17 protein-coding genes are annotated in these 14,559 nt (G+C 64.6%); 9 read left to right on the top strand and 8 right to left on the bottom strand.

What is annotated here, in order from left to right:
* Nucleotides 1-36 precede the first annotated feature (36 nt).
* The gene (gene secG, locus J7S20_RS01760) at nucleotides 37-420 is read right to left on the bottom strand and encodes a preprotein translocase subunit SecG (RefSeq protein WP_284052513.1); all 384 of its coding nucleotides are present in this window, start codon (nucleotides 418-420) and stop codon (nucleotides 37-39) included.
* Between the two features lie 226 nt (nucleotides 421-646).
* Here secG and J7S20_RS01755 point away from each other — a divergent pair, with 226 nt between their 5' ends.
* The 8 genes from J7S20_RS01755 (at nucleotide 647) to eda (ending at nucleotide 8,351) form a co-directional block, all read left to right on the top strand.
* Complete coding sequence (locus tag J7S20_RS01755) at nucleotides 647-973, top strand: MarR family transcriptional regulator (RefSeq protein ID WP_284053371.1); 327 nt, start codon at nucleotides 647-649, stop codon at nucleotides 971-973.
* Nucleotides 903-1,661: a C40 family peptidase gene (locus J7S20_RS01750; RefSeq protein WP_284052512.1), complete on the top strand. Its 759-nt coding sequence runs from the start codon at nucleotides 903-905 to the stop codon at nucleotides 1,659-1,661. The genes J7S20_RS01755 and J7S20_RS01750 overlap by 71 nt, the downstream gene beginning before the upstream one ends.
* Nucleotides 1,658-2,602, top strand: coding sequence for an N-acetyl-gamma-glutamyl-phosphate reductase (gene argC, locus J7S20_RS01745; protein ID WP_284052511.1), 945 nt, complete (start codon nucleotides 1,658-1,660; stop codon nucleotides 2,600-2,602). The genes J7S20_RS01750 and argC overlap by 4 nt, the downstream gene beginning before the upstream one ends.
* 102 nt (nucleotides 2,603-2,704) lie before the next feature.
* Entirely contained in the window at nucleotides 2,705-4,162 is a 1,458-nt protein-coding gene (zwf, locus tag J7S20_RS01740; RefSeq protein ID WP_284052510.1) for a glucose-6-phosphate dehydrogenase, read from the top strand.
* Nucleotides 4,163-4,236: 74 nt separating this feature from the next.
* Nucleotides 4,237-4,941, top strand: a complete 705-nt coding sequence (pgl, locus tag J7S20_RS01735) for a 6-phosphogluconolactonase (protein WP_284052509.1) — start codon at nucleotides 4,237-4,239, stop codon at nucleotides 4,939-4,941.
* Nucleotides 4,941-6,761, top strand: a complete 1,821-nt coding sequence (gene edd / locus J7S20_RS01730) for a phosphogluconate dehydratase (RefSeq protein ID WP_284052508.1) — start codon at nucleotides 4,941-4,943, stop codon at nucleotides 6,759-6,761. Before pgl ends, edd begins: the two co-directional genes overlap by 1 nt.
* 22 nt (nucleotides 6,762-6,783) lie before the next feature.
* Entirely contained in the window at nucleotides 6,784-7,752 is a 969-nt protein-coding gene (gene glk / locus J7S20_RS01725) for a glucokinase (RefSeq protein WP_284052507.1), read from the top strand.
* Entirely contained in the window at nucleotides 7,749-8,351 is a 603-nt protein-coding gene (gene eda, locus J7S20_RS01720) for a bifunctional 4-hydroxy-2-oxoglutarate aldolase/2-dehydro-3-deoxy-phosphogluconate aldolase (protein WP_284052506.1), read from the top strand. Before glk ends, eda begins: the two co-directional genes overlap by 4 nt.
* A 109-nt stretch (nucleotides 8,352-8,460) precedes the next feature.
* Here eda and mltG read toward each other — a convergent pair whose 3' ends face one another.
* The 7 genes from mltG to fabD form a co-directional block, all read right to left on the bottom strand.
* Nucleotides 8,461-9,429: an endolytic transglycosylase MltG gene (mltG, locus tag J7S20_RS01715; protein ID WP_284052505.1), complete on the bottom strand. Its 969-nt coding sequence runs from the start codon at nucleotides 9,427-9,429 to the stop codon at nucleotides 8,461-8,463.
* A complete protein-coding gene (locus J7S20_RS01710) occupies nucleotides 9,426-9,746 on the bottom strand; it encodes a GIY-YIG nuclease family protein (protein WP_284052504.1) in 321 nt (106 codons plus the stop codon). Before J7S20_RS01710 ends, mltG begins: the two co-directional genes overlap by 4 nt.
* A gap of 230 nt (nucleotides 9,747-9,976) precedes the next feature.
* The gene (gene fabF, locus J7S20_RS01705; RefSeq protein WP_284052503.1) at nucleotides 9,977-11,236 is read right to left on the bottom strand and encodes a beta-ketoacyl-ACP synthase II; all 1,260 of its coding nucleotides are present in this window, start codon (nucleotides 11,234-11,236) and stop codon (nucleotides 9,977-9,979) included.
* Between the two features lie 120 nt (nucleotides 11,237-11,356).
* A complete protein-coding gene (locus J7S20_RS01700) occupies nucleotides 11,357-11,593 on the bottom strand; it encodes an acyl carrier protein (protein ID WP_184002312.1) in 237 nt (78 codons plus the stop codon).
* A 159-nt stretch (nucleotides 11,594-11,752) separates the two neighbouring features.
* Nucleotides 11,753-12,490, bottom strand: coding sequence for a 3-oxoacyl-[acyl-carrier-protein] reductase (gene fabG, locus J7S20_RS01695; protein WP_284052502.1), 738 nt, complete (start codon nucleotides 12,488-12,490; stop codon nucleotides 11,753-11,755).
* 4 nt (nucleotides 12,491-12,494) lie between these two features.
* Nucleotides 12,495-12,920, bottom strand: a complete 426-nt coding sequence (locus J7S20_RS01690; protein ID WP_284052501.1) for a GxxExxY protein — start codon at nucleotides 12,918-12,920, stop codon at nucleotides 12,495-12,497.
* Nucleotides 12,921-12,958: 38 nt separating this feature from the next.
* Nucleotides 12,959-13,894, bottom strand: a complete 936-nt coding sequence (gene fabD / locus J7S20_RS01685) for an ACP S-malonyltransferase (RefSeq protein ID WP_284052500.1) — start codon at nucleotides 13,892-13,894, stop codon at nucleotides 12,959-12,961.
* Nucleotides 13,895-14,070: 176 nt separating this feature from the next.
* Between fabD and J7S20_RS01680 the strand changes: the two genes are divergently transcribed.
* On the top strand, nucleotides 14,071-14,481 hold the full coding sequence (locus J7S20_RS01680; protein WP_284052499.1) for an RcnB family protein: 411 nt from the start codon (nucleotides 14,071-14,073) through the stop codon (nucleotides 14,479-14,481).
* Nucleotides 14,482-14,559 lie beyond the last annotated feature (78 nt).

The following is a 14,559-nucleotide window of genomic DNA, read 5'->3' as shown; positions in this document are numbered from 1 at the left end:
CCGCTTGCCGGCGAAAAAATTACGATCGGATGCGTTTTATTGCGCGAGCGGGACCGAGCTGTTGTCGGCCGGCGCCGGCTTTTCGGCGGCCACGCCCGCCGCATTGGCGAGCGCATCGCCATCCTGCGGAGCGGGCGCCGTCTCGGTCGCGGCGGCGGGCGATTTGGCGAGCGAGGTGTCGATCTCCGACGAACCGCGCGTCGCCGCCAGCACCGCGAGCGTGATGCTCATCGCAACGAACAACCCGGCAAGGACCGCTGTCGCACGCGTCAGGAAATCGGCCGCGCCGCGCGCCGACATCAGCCCGCCCGGACTTCCCCCGGACGTCAGGCCGCCGCCTTCCGACTTCTGCATCAGGATCACGGTCACGAGCAGTGCCGCGATGATCGCATGGATGACGAGCAGGGTGGTGAAAAGCATGATGGGCCGACAATCAGGGTGGTTGCGAAAGCGGCGACATAAGCGAGAGGCCCCCGCCAATCAACAGCCGATACGGTGCGCTGCCGCAACAATTCCGAAAAGCCGGGAAACTTGCGGGCCTCGCATACGTTAATCTGGCGAAGAACAAAGGCCGTGTGGCCCGCAACCGGTACGAGAATTCGATGTGAACATCCTGACGACTGAGCAGAAGCCCCTATTTTCATGGATGCACACGCTGGTCGATTATGTGCGATCGGGAGAGCCGGACCTGACCAACCGGCAGATGGCGCTCCTGATGATCGTATATCTGGAGGCCGGCCCGCACACCGTCCGCGGCCTTGCCCGCGCACTCAACGTTTCCAAGCCCGTCGTCACACGCGCCTTGAACAGGCTGGGTGCGCTCGGCTATCTGCGCCGCCAGCGTGACGATACCGACAAACGCAACATTTTCGTCGCGCGCACCACGGAAGGGGCAAAATTTCTTGCAGAGTTCGGGCATTTCGTCACCGGCGAACCCATCGCGGAAGCCAACCAGCAGCACATCGAAGCGTAGCCGCTTCTCGCTGTCGGGCCGGTCTGCGCGCATCGATCCGCGGGTTGCCGCGGTACGCAGCGACCTGGCCGATATCCGCCTGGCGGAGCGTGTTTTCGCACCACATTACGCAGCAGCACTGACGCGCACGGTAGCCCTGCAAAGCCCGTTGCGCGGCGCGGCGTCGTCGGATGCGGAGCCGGTGTCGGAGATTCTCCCCGGCGAACCGTTCGACATGCTCGAAATCTCCCGCGACTGGGCCTGGGGACGCTCGCCCGTCGATGGCGCGGTCGGATATGTGGAGCTTTCCGCGCTGACCGATGATGTGCCCGCCGATACGCCCGAACCGACCAGTGGCGATTTTGTCGCGACGGCGGAATCGCTTGTCGGTGTTCCGGCGACGCCGGGCGGCCGCTCCAAAAAGGGGCTCAATTGCACCGGGCTCGTCTTCCTCGCGCTGCAACGCGCCGGAATCGAGTGTCCGCGTTTCTGCGATCTGCAGGCACAGGCGCTGGGAACCGAAGTGCCCGCCAATGCCAGCCTCCAGCGCGGCGACCTGATCTACTTCGACGACCATGCCGCGATCATGACCGACGACAGCAATCTGGTGCATGTCACCGACACGGGTGTCGAACGCGCCGCACTGGCCGATGTCGAAGGGTCGGAGCGCTATGGCGCGATCGTCGCCAGGCGGCGGATCGCGAAATGACGGCGACCGTCTTCATCGACGGCGGCGCCGGCACGACCGGCCTCGAAATTCGCGAGCGGCTCGCCGACCGCGCGGAGCTGACGCTACTCTCGCTCGACGACAGCGAGCGCAAGGACCCGGAAAAGCGCCGCGACGCGCTCAATTCGGCCGATTTCGTCATCCTGTGCCTGCCCGATGCGGCGGCGCGCGATGCAATTGCGATGGTCAGCAATCCGCGAACGCGGATCATCGATGCCTCGACCGCGCATCGCATTGCCGAAAGCTGGACCTATGGGTTCGCCGAGCTCGAACCGGGACAGCGCGAGGCGATTGCCGGTGCAGCGCGGGTCAGCAATCCCGGCTGCTACCCGACGGGGTTCCTCGCACTGGTGCGACCGCTCGTGCGCGCCGGATTGATCCCGCATGACTGGCCGCTGTCGGTCAATGCCATCTCCGGCTATTCGGGCGGCGGCCGCGCGATGATCGCGGCCTTCGAGGACCGGTCCGACGCCGATTTCACCGAAACCGCCTTTCAGGGCTATGCGCTCGGCCTTGCCCACAAGCATGTACCGGAAATGCAGCGTCACGCGCGCATCGCGCATCCGCCGATCTTTGCGCCGGCAGTCGCGCGCACCTATCGCGGCATGATCGTCGAAGTGCCGGTGCCGTTATTCGCCCTTCCCCGCCGCCCCTCGCTAGACGCCTGTGCAACGGCGTTGCGCGAAGCCTATCGCGACAGCCCGCTCGTCACGGTCGCACCGGCCGGCAATGAAGGTGTCGTCCGGATCGAAGAGGATGCGGCGAGCGACCGCCTGACGCTCCGGATATGCGGCAATGACGAAACCGGACAGGCACGGCTGATCGCAACGCTCGACAATCTGGGCAAGGGCGCCGCCGGCGCCGCCGTGCAGAATCTCAATATCATGGCCGGGCTTGAGGAAACTTCGGGACTTCGCGTCTGACGAAGTTTTTGACCAACGTTGTCAACGTTGGCTATTGCCGGGTTCGCAACAGGCCAAACGCTTGCTAGGGAGCGTGGCGAAGACGCAGCGAAAGGAACCGCAATGGCAGAACCCGTCGGCAAATTGCTTTTGTTCGGGGCAACCGGTGACCTTGCGCAGCGGATGTTGCTGCCGTCGCTTTACGGCCTGCACGCCGATGGACTGCTGCCCGACGGGCTGACGATCACCGGCACCGCGCGCTCCGAGCATGACGATCAGGCATATCAGGCGTTCGCCAAGGAAGCGCTCGACACCTTCCTGCCCGAAGACCGCAAGGACGAAAGCGCGGTAGGCACGTTCCTCCAGCGCCTCCGCTACCAGCCGCTCGATGCGTCCACGCTCGAGGGATTCGACGATCTCGCCAAGAAGCTCGGTGACATTTCCGGCGGACTCGCCATTTTCCTGTCGACCGCGCCGTCGCTGTTCGGCCCGACGATCAAGGGCCTCGAATCAGCCGGCCTCGCCGGACCCAATGTCCGCATCGGGCTCGAAAAGCCGCTCGGCCACGACCTCCCGTCGAGCTGCGAGATCAACGACATCGTCGCTTCCGCCTTCCCTGAGGAGCGCACCTTCCGCATCGACCATTATCTCGGCAAGGAAACGGTCCAGAACATCCTTGCGCTGCGTTTCGGCAACGCGCTGTTCGAACCTGTGTGGAACGCGCAGGCGATCGACCATGTCCAGATCACGATTTCGGAGACGGTCGGACTTGAGGGCCGCGCGGGATATTACGACACGTCGGGCGCGCTGCGCGACATGGTTCAGAACCATATTCTCCAGCTTCTGGCGCTGGTCGCGATGGAGCCGCCCGCGAGCTTCGACGGCACCGCGATCCGCGACGAAAAGGTGAAGGTGCTTCGTTCGCTGCGCTCGATCACTCCCGAACAGGCGCCGCATCTGACCGTTACCGGCCAATATGGCAGCGGCGCCGTGACCGGTGAGATCGTCAAGGGCTATGACGAGGAACTGGGCGAGGATTCGGACACCGAAACCTTCGTCGCGATCAAGGCGCATGTCGACAATTGGCGCTGGCAGGGCGTTCCCTTCTATCTGCGCACCGGCAAGCGGATGCCCGAGCGACATTCGGAAATCGTCATCCAGTTCAAGCCGGTGCCGCATTCGATCTTCGCCCAGCGCGGCGGCCTGCTCCAGCCCAATACGCTCGTCATCCGCCTCCAGCCCGAGGAATATGTCCGGCTGCTGGTGATGGCGAAGGAACCGGGGCTCGATCGCGAAGGCGTTCGCCTGCGCGAAGTGCCGCTCGACCTGTCGCTGACCACCGCCTTTGCCGGCGCGCGCCGCCGGATCGCCTATGAACGCCTGCTGCTCGACCTGATCGAGGGCGATCCGACGCTGTTCGTCCGCCGTGACGAGGTCGAGGCGCAATGGGCCTGGATCGATCGCATCCGCGAAGGCTGGAAAGCCAATGCGATGAAGCCGAAAAAATACCCGGCGGGAAGCTGGGGTCCTTCGGCGAGCATCGCGCTTACCGAACGCGACGGCGTCACCTGGCAGGAATAACCGGCCGGGCGCGGACCCGCGCGCCCTCGTGAACCGTTGCTCTGACACTATATCGAACACACAAAGGAACCCGCATGACCGAGATCGAATGGTGGGACTATGACAGCGCCGACGAGATGGCAGAGGCCGTCGCGGGCGATGTCCGATTCATCATCGAAAGCGCGCTGGACGCCCGCGGAGGCGCGGTAATCGCGCTGCCCGGCGGCAAGACGCCGCTGCCGATCTACGACAAGCTCGCCGAGGCGAAGCTCGACTGGAAGCGCGTCACGATCATCCCGACCGATGACCGGCTGGTGCCGATGGGCGACGAGCTTTCCAACATCACCGCCATCGGCAAGGCGTTCATCCCGAAGGGCGCCCGCGTGATGCCGATCACCAGCGAAGCGGCCGAGGACTACAAGGCCGCCGGCCGCGCCGCCGATGCGCGGTTGCAGGACGTTCACTGGCCGCTCGACCTCTGTCTGCTCGGTGTCGGCGCCGACGGACATACCGCGTCGATCTTCCCCGGCCCCGATCTCGACGAAGCGCTGAACGGCCCGCGCGAACGCCGCGCGCTCGGCCTCATGCCCGATCCGCTGCCGCCCGAGGCACCTGTCGCTCGGGTGACGCTCTCGCTCGCCGCGATCACATCCGCGCGCGCGCTGATGCTCGCGGTGTCGGGGCAGAAGAAGAAGGACGTCATCGAAGCGGCAATCGCCGAGGGCGTCGCCTCCCCCTACCCCATCGGACGCGTGCTCGCCGGCGCCGAGCTGCCCGTCGATATCCACTGGAGCGAATAATGGCCCTCCATCCCGAGCTTTCCGCCGTCACCGACCGCATCGTCGAAGCATCGAAGGACAAGCGCCAGCGCTATCTCGACTTGATGAAGCGCGAGCGCGATTCGGGCGCCGACCGGCCAAAGCTCGGCTGCGCGAACCTCGCCCATGCCTATGCCGGTACCGACGAACAGCGCGACCAGATGCGCACCGGGCGCGGCATGAACATCGGCATCGTCACCGCCTATAACGACATGTTGTCGGCGCATGCGACCTATTACCGCTACCCCGAACAGATGAAGGTCTGGGCGCTCGAGGTCGGCGCGACGGCTCAGGTCGCGGGCGGCGTGCCGGCGATGTGCGACGGCGTGACGCAAGGCTATTCGGGCATGGAGCTGTCGCTGTTCAGCCGCGACACCATCGCGATGGGCACCGCGGTCGCGCTCAGCCACCGTACCTTCGAAGGCGCGGCGCTGCTCGGCATCTGCGACAAGATCGTCCCCGGCCTGCTGATCGGCGCGTTGCGCTTCGGCCATCTGCCGATGGTGATGATCCCCGGCGGGCCGATGCGCTCGGGGCTTCCCAACAAGGAAAAGGCGCGCGTCCGCGAGCAATATGCCGAGGGCAAGATCAGCCGCGAGGAACTGCTCGACGCCGAGGTCGCCGCCTATCATTCCAAGGGCACCTGCACTTTCTACGGCACCGCCAATTCGAACCAGATGATGATGGAAGCGATGGGCCTGCACATGCCCGGCGCCGCCTTCGTCAATCCGGGCACGAAGCTGCGCCAGGAACTGACCCGTGCAGCGGTTCAGCGCGTCGCCGAAATCGGTTGGGACGGCGACGACTATCGCCCGCTCGGCGAGTGCGTCGATGAACGCGCGGTGGTCAACGCTGCCGTCGCGCTGCTCGCGACCGGCGGATCGACCAACCATCTGATCCATCTGCCCGCCATTGCGCGGTCGGCAGGCATCGTCATCGACTGGGAGGATTTCGACCGGCTGTCGAAGGTCGTGCCGCTGCTGACGCGCGTCTATCCCAACGGATCGGCCGATGTGAACGCGTTCGAGGATGCCGGCGGCCCGCCGTTCGTCATTCGCGAACTGACCAGGGCCGGGCTGATGCACGGCGACATCCTGAGCATCGCCAAGGACGGGTTCACCGCCTACGGCACCAAGCCGGCGATCGAAGACGACAAGCTCGTCTGGAACGAACTGCCCGCAAAGAGCGACAACGACGCGGTCGTGCGGACGATCGACGATCCGTTCTGGCACGAAGGCGGTTTTCGCATCCTGCAGGGCAATCTCGGCCGCGCCTGCATCAAGATCAGCGCGGTCGAGGAAGATCGTTGGATCATCGAGGCGCCGGCACGCGTCTTTACCGACCAGGCGCAGGTCCAGGCAGCGTTCAAGGCCGGCGAACTCGACCGCGATGTCGTCGTCGTCTGCCGCTTTCAGGGTCCCAAAGCGAACGGCATGCCCGAGCTTCACAAGCTCACGCCGCCGCTCGGCGTCCTCCAGAATCGCGGCTTCCGTGTCGCGCTGGTCACCGACGGACGCATGTCGGGCGCCAGCGGCAAGGTGCCATGCGCGATCCATCTCAGCCCCGAAGCGATCGGCGGCGGCCCGATCGGCAAGGTGCGGGATGGCGATATCATCCGCGTCGATGCCGTGGCAGGCACGCTCGAGGCGAAAGTCGATTCCGCCGAATGGGATGCCCGCGAACACGCAGAAGCACCGCCCCCCGCGATGGGCACCGGGCGCGAACTTTTCGCGATGATGCGCAACGGCGCGGACGAGGCGGAACTGGGCGCTTCCGCGCTGCTCGCACACGCCGAACTATAAGAACGAACGAGAGGGAGGACCCATGGAAATCGTTGCGGTCGATATCGGCGGCACCCATGCGCGCTTCGCCATCGCCGAAGTCGAGGATGGCAAGGTCGTATCGTTAAGCGAACCGATCACGCAAAAGACCGCCGAACATGCCAGCCTCCAGACGGCGTGGCAGGACTTCGGCGAGCAGCTCGGCCGCCCGTTGCCGCGCTCCGCAGCGATAGCCGTGGCTTCGCCGATCAACCAGGAACTCATCAAGCTCACCAACAATCCATGGATCATCCGCCCGCCGCTGATCCACGAACGGCTGGGCGTCGACGTCTATACGCTCATCAACGATTTCGGCGCGGTCGGCCACGCCGTCGCACAGGTCGATAGCAGCCATTTCGTTCACCTTTGCGGGCCCGACAAGGATTTCCCGCAGCACGGATCGATCACCGTATGCGGCCCGGGAACCGGCCTGGGCGTGGCGCAGGTGCTGAATACCAGGAGCGGCTATCATGTGATCGAGACCGAGGGCGGCCATATGGACTTCTCGCCGCTCGATGGCCTTGAAGATGCGATCCTGAAGCGGCTGAGGCGCACCTATACGCGCGTGTCGGTCGAACGCATCGTTGCCGGGCCGGGCATCGTGTCGATCTATGAAACACTCGCCCATATCGAGGGCAAACCCGTCATCAGCCGCGACGACCGCGAGATCTGGGACCTTGCCTTTGGCGGCAAGGATTCGATCGCCTCCGCAGCACTCGACCGCTTCTGCCTCGCGCTGGGGACGGTCGCCGGCAATCTCGCGCTCGCGCACGGGCCGACCGGGGTCGTCATCGCAGGCGGCCTCGGGCTGCGTCTGAAGGACTTCCTGCTGCAATCGGGCTTTGAGGAGCGGTTCGTCGCCAAGGGCCGGTTCCAGTCGCTGATGAAGTCGATCCCCGTAAAGATCATCACCCATCCCCAGCCGGGCCTGTTCGGCGCGGCCGCAGCCTATGCGCAGGAGCATACATCATGAACATCGAAACCATCATGCGCACCAGCCCGGTCATCCCCGTGCTGGTCGTCGAAGATGCCGCCGAAGCCAGGCCGCTCGCCGAAGCGCTGGTGAAGGGCGGCCTCAAGGTCCTCGAAGTCACGATGCGCACGCCCGCAGCACTCGACGTGATCCGGGAAATGAAGAAGGTCGACGGCGCGATCGTCGGCGCAGGCACCGTCGTGAACACCGGGCAGGTGCGCGACGTGATCGACGCAGGCGGTGAATTCATCGTCTCGCCTGGCCTGACGGAGACGGTGGCGCGGCCGATTCTCGACGCGGGCGTTCCCTTCTTGCCGGGCATCGCCAATGCCGGCGACATCATGCGCGGGCTCGACCTGGGCCTACAGCATTTCAAGTTCTTCCCGGCAGAAGCATCGGGTGGCCTGAAAGCGCTGAAGGCGCTCGCCGCGCCCTTCTATCAGTGCAAATTCTGCCCAACCGGCGGGATCAGCGAAGCGACCGCACCCGAATGGCTCGCCTTCGATCCCGTATTGTGCGTCGGCGGAAGCTGGGTCGCGGGCGGCTCGCCCGACGAAGTCGAAGCAAAGGCTCGCGCGGCGTCGAAACTGGCCGGTTAACCGCCAAACGCGCCTTCATGTCGAACTTGATTCGGCATCCAGATCCGCGCGGGTCTTGATTGCAATGCAGCGCCGAAACGGACCCTGACTTCCGTCAGGGTGACGAATACTACATCTCGCCCCGCGCACGGCGGATTGCGTACCATTTGCGCACATTCGCATTATGCTGCTCGAGCGTGTTCGCGAACACGTGCCCGCCCGTGCCGTCGGCAACGAAATAGAGCGCCTGGCTGTCCGACGGATTGAGCACGGCGTCGATCGATGCGCGACCCGGATTGCAGATCGGCCCGACGGGCAGTCCGGGTGAGGCATAGGTGTTGTACCCGTTATCCTCCTCCAGTTCGGACCGCAGGATGCGCCGCCCGAGCGGCTTTCCCTTGGTGATCGGATAGATCACCGTCGGATCGGCCTGAAGAAGCATCCCCTGCTTCAACCGGTTCGAATATACCGCCGCAATCGTTCGGCGTTCCTCGGGCTTGGCGGTTTCCTTCTCGACGATCGAGGCAAGGATTACCGCCTCGCGTGGAGTCTTCACCACGGTGCGCGGCGAGCGCTTCTTCCAGGCCTGGGCAAGATAGTCGCGCATTGCGCGCTGCATCCGCTCCAGCGTTTCCTCGCGGGTGTCGCCGCGCTGATAGCTGTAACTGTCGGGAAGCACGGTCCCTTCCATCGGCACCGCGACCTTGCCGGTCAGTTCGGGCGCGGCCATCAGCCGTTCCTGCACGAGTACCGACGGCAGCCCTTCCGGGATGGTGACAAAGCGCTGCAGCGTCCTGCCGCCCTGCATCATCTTGAGGATGTCGGACTGGCCGATATGCGCCGGCAACCGATATTCGCCAGCGCGGATCGGTTCGCTGCCGCCAAGGACCTTGGCGAAAAGAACGAAGCGCCGCGCCGAATGAACTGCCCCCGCCTGCTCGAGCTTTTCGGCCGCCGCGGTCAGCGTCGCGCCCTTCGGCACGATCACCGTGACATTCTTCGGCGCCGGCCCGGCCCCGCCCCAGCTCTGCATAACAAGAAACAGCGCCGCGACGACGACCAGCGCAAACACAATTCCGAGACAACCAAGCTTTCTCATACAGGTCGCGCGCCACGGCGCTCACCCTGAGCCTGTCGAAGGGTGCTACGCGACAATGCCGGAAGCCGGTGAAACTCGCCGCGCATCAACGCCTCCTTCTTGGCCCTCGACCAGCCCTTCAACCGGCGCTCTAGCGCAAACGCCTCGTCGCGCATCTGGAAATTGGTCGCCCACAACAAGTTCAGGGGCCGGCGCTTCGCAGTATAGGCGCTCGCCGTCCCGGTGGAATGGGCTGCCATCCTCGCATCGAGATCATCGGTGTGCCCGACATAGTAGGAACCGTCTGCACATTGCAGGATATACGTCCAGAACGGCATGACGGCTCACCCTTTCGATCCGGCTTCGACAGGCTCAGCCTGAGCGCGAGTAAAGTTGCGCCCAGCCAACCACAAACCAACCGCGCTCACCCTTAGATCGTCGAAAAGTCCTGCTCACTTTCCAACCCGCTTCGACAAGCTCAGCCCGAGCGCAGGGAAAACCCGACTGTCGCACCCAACCGCGCTCACCCTGAGCTTGTCGAAGGGTGCTTCACCGAGCCGTCGAAAAATCACACCGCCTTCATCACCAGCGATGCATTGGTGCCGCCGAAGCCGAAGCTGTTGTTCAGCACCGCCTTCACCTTGCGCTCCTTCGCCTTGTGCGGGACGAGGTCGACGCCCGCGCAATTCTCGCTCGGATTGTCGAGGTTGAGCGTCGGCGGGACGATCTGGTCGCGCATCGCGAGGATGCAGAAGATGCTTTCGACCGCGCCTGCGCCGCCGAGCAGATGGCCGATCGCCGACTTCGTCGAGCTCATCGACATGTCGCCGATCGCATCGCCGAACAGGCGGCGAACCGCGCCAAGCTCAAGCTCGTCGCCAAGCGGCGTCGAGGTGCCGTGCGCGTTGACATAATCGATGTCCGACAGCGACAGACCCGACTTCCGCATTGCCATCTCCATCGACCGGAACGCGCCCGAGCCTTCGGGATGCGGTGCGGTGACGTGATAGGCGTCGCCCGACAGGCCGTAGCCGACGACCTCGGCATAGATCTTCGCGCCGCGCGCCTTCGCACGCTCATATTCCTCGAGCACGACGACACCGGCACCCTCGCCCATGACGAAGCCGTCGCGATCGACGTCATACGGGCGGCTGGCCCTGGTCGGATCGTCGCGGAAACCGGTCGAGAGCGCACGCGCCTGGCCAAAGCCGGCGATGCCGATCGGGCAGATCGCGCTTTCCGCGCCGCCCGCGAGCATCACATCGGCATCGTCCATTGCGATCATCCGCGCGGCGTCGCCGATCGAATGCGCGCCGGTCGAACAGGCGGTAACGACGGCATGGTTCGGCCCCATCAGGCCGTATTTGATCGAGACCTGACCCGAGATCAGGTTGATCAGGCGGCCATGGACGAAGTGCGGCGAAACGCGCTTCGGCCCCTTGTGTTCGAGCACCAGCGATTCGCTTTCGATGCCCGGCAGGCCGCCGATGCCCGATCCGATCGAACAGCCGGCGCGCAGCCGCTCTTCCTCGGTCATTTCGGTAAGGCCGGCATCCTCGATCGCTTGCCCCGCGGCATCGATACCGAAGACGATGAACGGATCGACCTGGCGCTGAATCTTGTGATCGACGCGCTTGCCCGCATCGAAACCATATTCATGGTCGGCGGGCTTCACCTCGCAGGCATAATTGCTCTGGAAGTCGGTCGCATCGAAACGCGTAATGGTGGCCGCGCCCGATTTGGCGCCAATGATATTCTTCCAGCTCGTTTCGACATCGCCACCCAGCGGGGTGACGAGGCCCAGTCCGGTCACGACTACGCGACGCATGCGATCTCTCCGTACCTCTTCCAAAAACGAACGGCTTCCCGCCCGGGTCAATGCCCTGGGGCGGAAAGCCGTTCCTTCACATTCCAGCCCGCAAAGGGCGGACGATCCCGTTCGCGGGGATCAGCCCTGATGCTCGTCGATATAGGTGATCGCGTCCTTGACGGTCGTGATCTTTTCGGCGGCATCGTCGGGAATTTCCACGCCGAATTCTTCTTCGAACGCCATGACCAGCTCGACGATGTCGAGGCTGTCCGCGCCCAGATCGTCGATGAAGCTCGCATCCTCGGTCACCTTGTCGGCTTCGACGCCCAGATGCTCGACGACGATCTTGCGTACCCGATCGGCGGTCTCGCTCATTATCCCTGTTCCTCTTCTGACTGGGTATTCCAAATTCCTGAACGCACCTAGAGCGAGCCGCGCTGCCTGACAAGAGGCAGACACCGCCTAATCGCCGTCATGCATCCGAATTTTCGGCTGTTTCCGCGCCTTTTGCGGTCTTTTTTACATGCGGCGCCGTCAAAGCATCGCCATGCCGCCGTTCACGTGCAGCGTCTGGCCGGTGACATAGCCCGCCTCCTTGCTCGCCAGATAGACGACCGCGGCACCGATATCGGCGCCTTCGCCCAGCGAACCTGCGGGAATCCGCCCGGTCAGCGCTTCCTTCTGCGCATCGGGCAGCACGTCGGTCATCGCGGAGCGGATGAAACCGGGCGCGACGCAGTTGACGGTGATTCCGCGCGACGCGAGTTCCTGCGCCAGCGCTTTCGACATGCCGACCAGCCCGGCCTTCGACGCGGCGTAATTGGCCTGGCCGGGGTTTCCGGTCGCACCGACGACCGAGGTGATCGAGATGATTCGCCCGAACCGCGCCTTCATCATCGGCCTGGCGGCGGCACGGGCGAGGCGGAACGCCGCCTCAAGGTTGACCTTGATGACCTGTTCCCATTCATCGTCCTTCATCCTCATGGCGAGGTTGTCGCGCGTCACCCCGGCATTGTTGACGAGGATGTCGACCTTGCCGAGCGCCTCGACCGCCCGCGGGACGAGTTGGTCGACCGCCGCGCCGTCCGCAAGATTGCACGGCAGCGCGACATGATCGCCACCCAGTTCCGCCCTGAACGCCTCCAGCTTTTCGGCATTGGAACCCGACAGCGCCAGCCGCGCCCCCTGCTCCGCCAGCGCCCGCGCGATCGCCGAACCGATCCCCCCGCTCGCGCCGGTCACCAGCGCCGTCATTCCTGTCAGATCGAACATTGCATCATCCTTTTGTTGGTTCGCGCAGAGGCGCCGGGAGCGCGGAGGGGTTGTAGTTATTCGCCAACCGCCGCACGCCTTCCTTCAACGTCTCTCCGCCAAAATTTATCAGCAGCCCGATGGGCTGCTTCGTTAGCCGAAGGTAGGTCAGGAGCTGCTTGGCATGAACCTCCGCAAGCTTCTCGACCGACTTGATCTCCACGAGAACGCGGCCTTCGACCAGAAGATCGACACGAAACGCGGCATCGCAGCGAATATTCTCGAACTCGATATCGATCGGCAACTGCCGCAGCACCGAATATCCCATCGCCTGCAACCTCGCGGCGAGAACCGCCTCATAGACGCTTTCAAGCAGCCCCGGCCCGAGGTCTCGGTGGATGCGCATCGACACATCCACCACATCGCCGGTGATCCGGTCGATATCCTCCACCGCGCGCCCTCCGTGTTCTCAGCGCCTCCGCGCGAAATCTAAAGCGTTTTCGCCAGCGCCTCGATGTCGTCCATTGTCACGACGCTCGTCTGGGTCGTGTCGGGCGCGGTGCGCTTTACCATCGCGCTCAGCACCTTGCCGCCCAGTTCGACGAAATCGCCGACGCCTGCTTCCGCCATCGCGAGCACCGATTCGCGCCAGCGGACCATTCCCGTCACCTGCTCGACAAGAAGCGAGCGGATGGTATCGGGATCGGCAACCGGCGCTGCCGTCACATTGGCATAGACCGGGACGAGCGGACCGCGGATCGCGACATCGGCAAGCGCTTTTTCCATCACATCGGCGGCGGGCTGCATCATCGGGCAGTGAAATGGCGCCGAAACCGGCAGCAGCACCGCGCGCTTGGCACCCATTTCCTTCGCCAGCGGCACCGCGCGCTCGACAGCAGCCTTCGCGCCCGAAATCACCACCTGGCTGGGATCATTGTCGTTGGCGACGGTGCAGACATCGCCCTCGGCGGCCGCATCGGCGATCGCCTGCGCCTTTTCTCGGTCGGCGCCAAGGATCGCCGCCATCGCGCCCTCGCCCACCGGCACCGCGGCCTGCATCGCCTGACCGCGCTGCTTGAGCAGCTTCGCCGTGGTCGAAAGGTCGAACGCTTCGGCCGCGCACAGCGCACTATATTCACCGAGGCTGTGCCCCGCGACGAAATCGGCCTTGTCGGCAAGGCGGATGCCGCCTTCCTTTTCAAGCACGCGCAGCGTCGCGATCGCGTTCGCCATGATCGCCGGCTGGGCGTTTTCGGTGAGCGTCAGCTCGTCCTCCGGCCCCTCGGTCATCAGGCGAAAAAGATGCTGGCCCAGCGCCTCGTCGACCTCCTCGAACACCTCGCGGGCGGTCCGGCTGGCCTCGGCCAGCGCCTTGCCCATGCCAACGGCCTGACTGCCCTGGCCGGGGAAGATGAATGCGCGCAATGAAACTCTCCCTTCGCGGAAATACCAATGCGTGAGGCGGTTAGGACGGTTCGCGGCGAACGTCAAAAGCGTGCGACAATTTGCGACCATTTTCCCGGTTTTCGGGACAATTGCGGGACAGCCCGCTCCGATATTGGCCTCATCGCCGAAAGGGCGAAGCGATGAGGAGATTGAAAATGAAGAAGCTCGTTCTTGCCGCCGCGACGGCCTCGATGCTCGCGACACCGGCGCTGGCCGCCCCCCGCCACAACGAATATCAGCGCAGCGACCAGCAACGGACGGTCGAGCGCACGCAACAGCGCACCGTGACCGTCAACCGCACCGTCCGCCATACGCCGCAGGTCCGTTACCAGACGCGTACCGTGCAGTACCGGGCACCCGCCTACCAGTATCGCAGCTGGCAGCGCGGCCAGCGGTTCGACGCGCGCCATGCCCCCGGCTACCGCGAGATCGACTATCGTTACTATCGCGGCCTTCGCGCCCCGCCGCGCGGCTATCACTGGGTACGGTCGGGCAATGACGCGGTCCTGGTGGGTATCGCGAGCGGATTGATCGGGGCGGTGATCGGCGGCGCGCTCGCCAACTGATCGCGACGAACAGGTCCTCCCGGGCGGGGCGGCGGTTTCGACTGCCGCCCCGTTTCTCGATACACAGGGTTGCAAAAC

The organism is Stakelama marina, assembly GCF_018122655.1.
Taxonomy (GTDB): domain Bacteria; phylum Pseudomonadota; class Alphaproteobacteria; order Sphingomonadales; family Sphingomonadaceae; genus Sphingomonas; species Sphingomonas marina.
The sequence above is the reverse complement of the archived record's forward strand: the minus strand, read 5'-3'. Positions and strand labels throughout refer to the sequence as shown.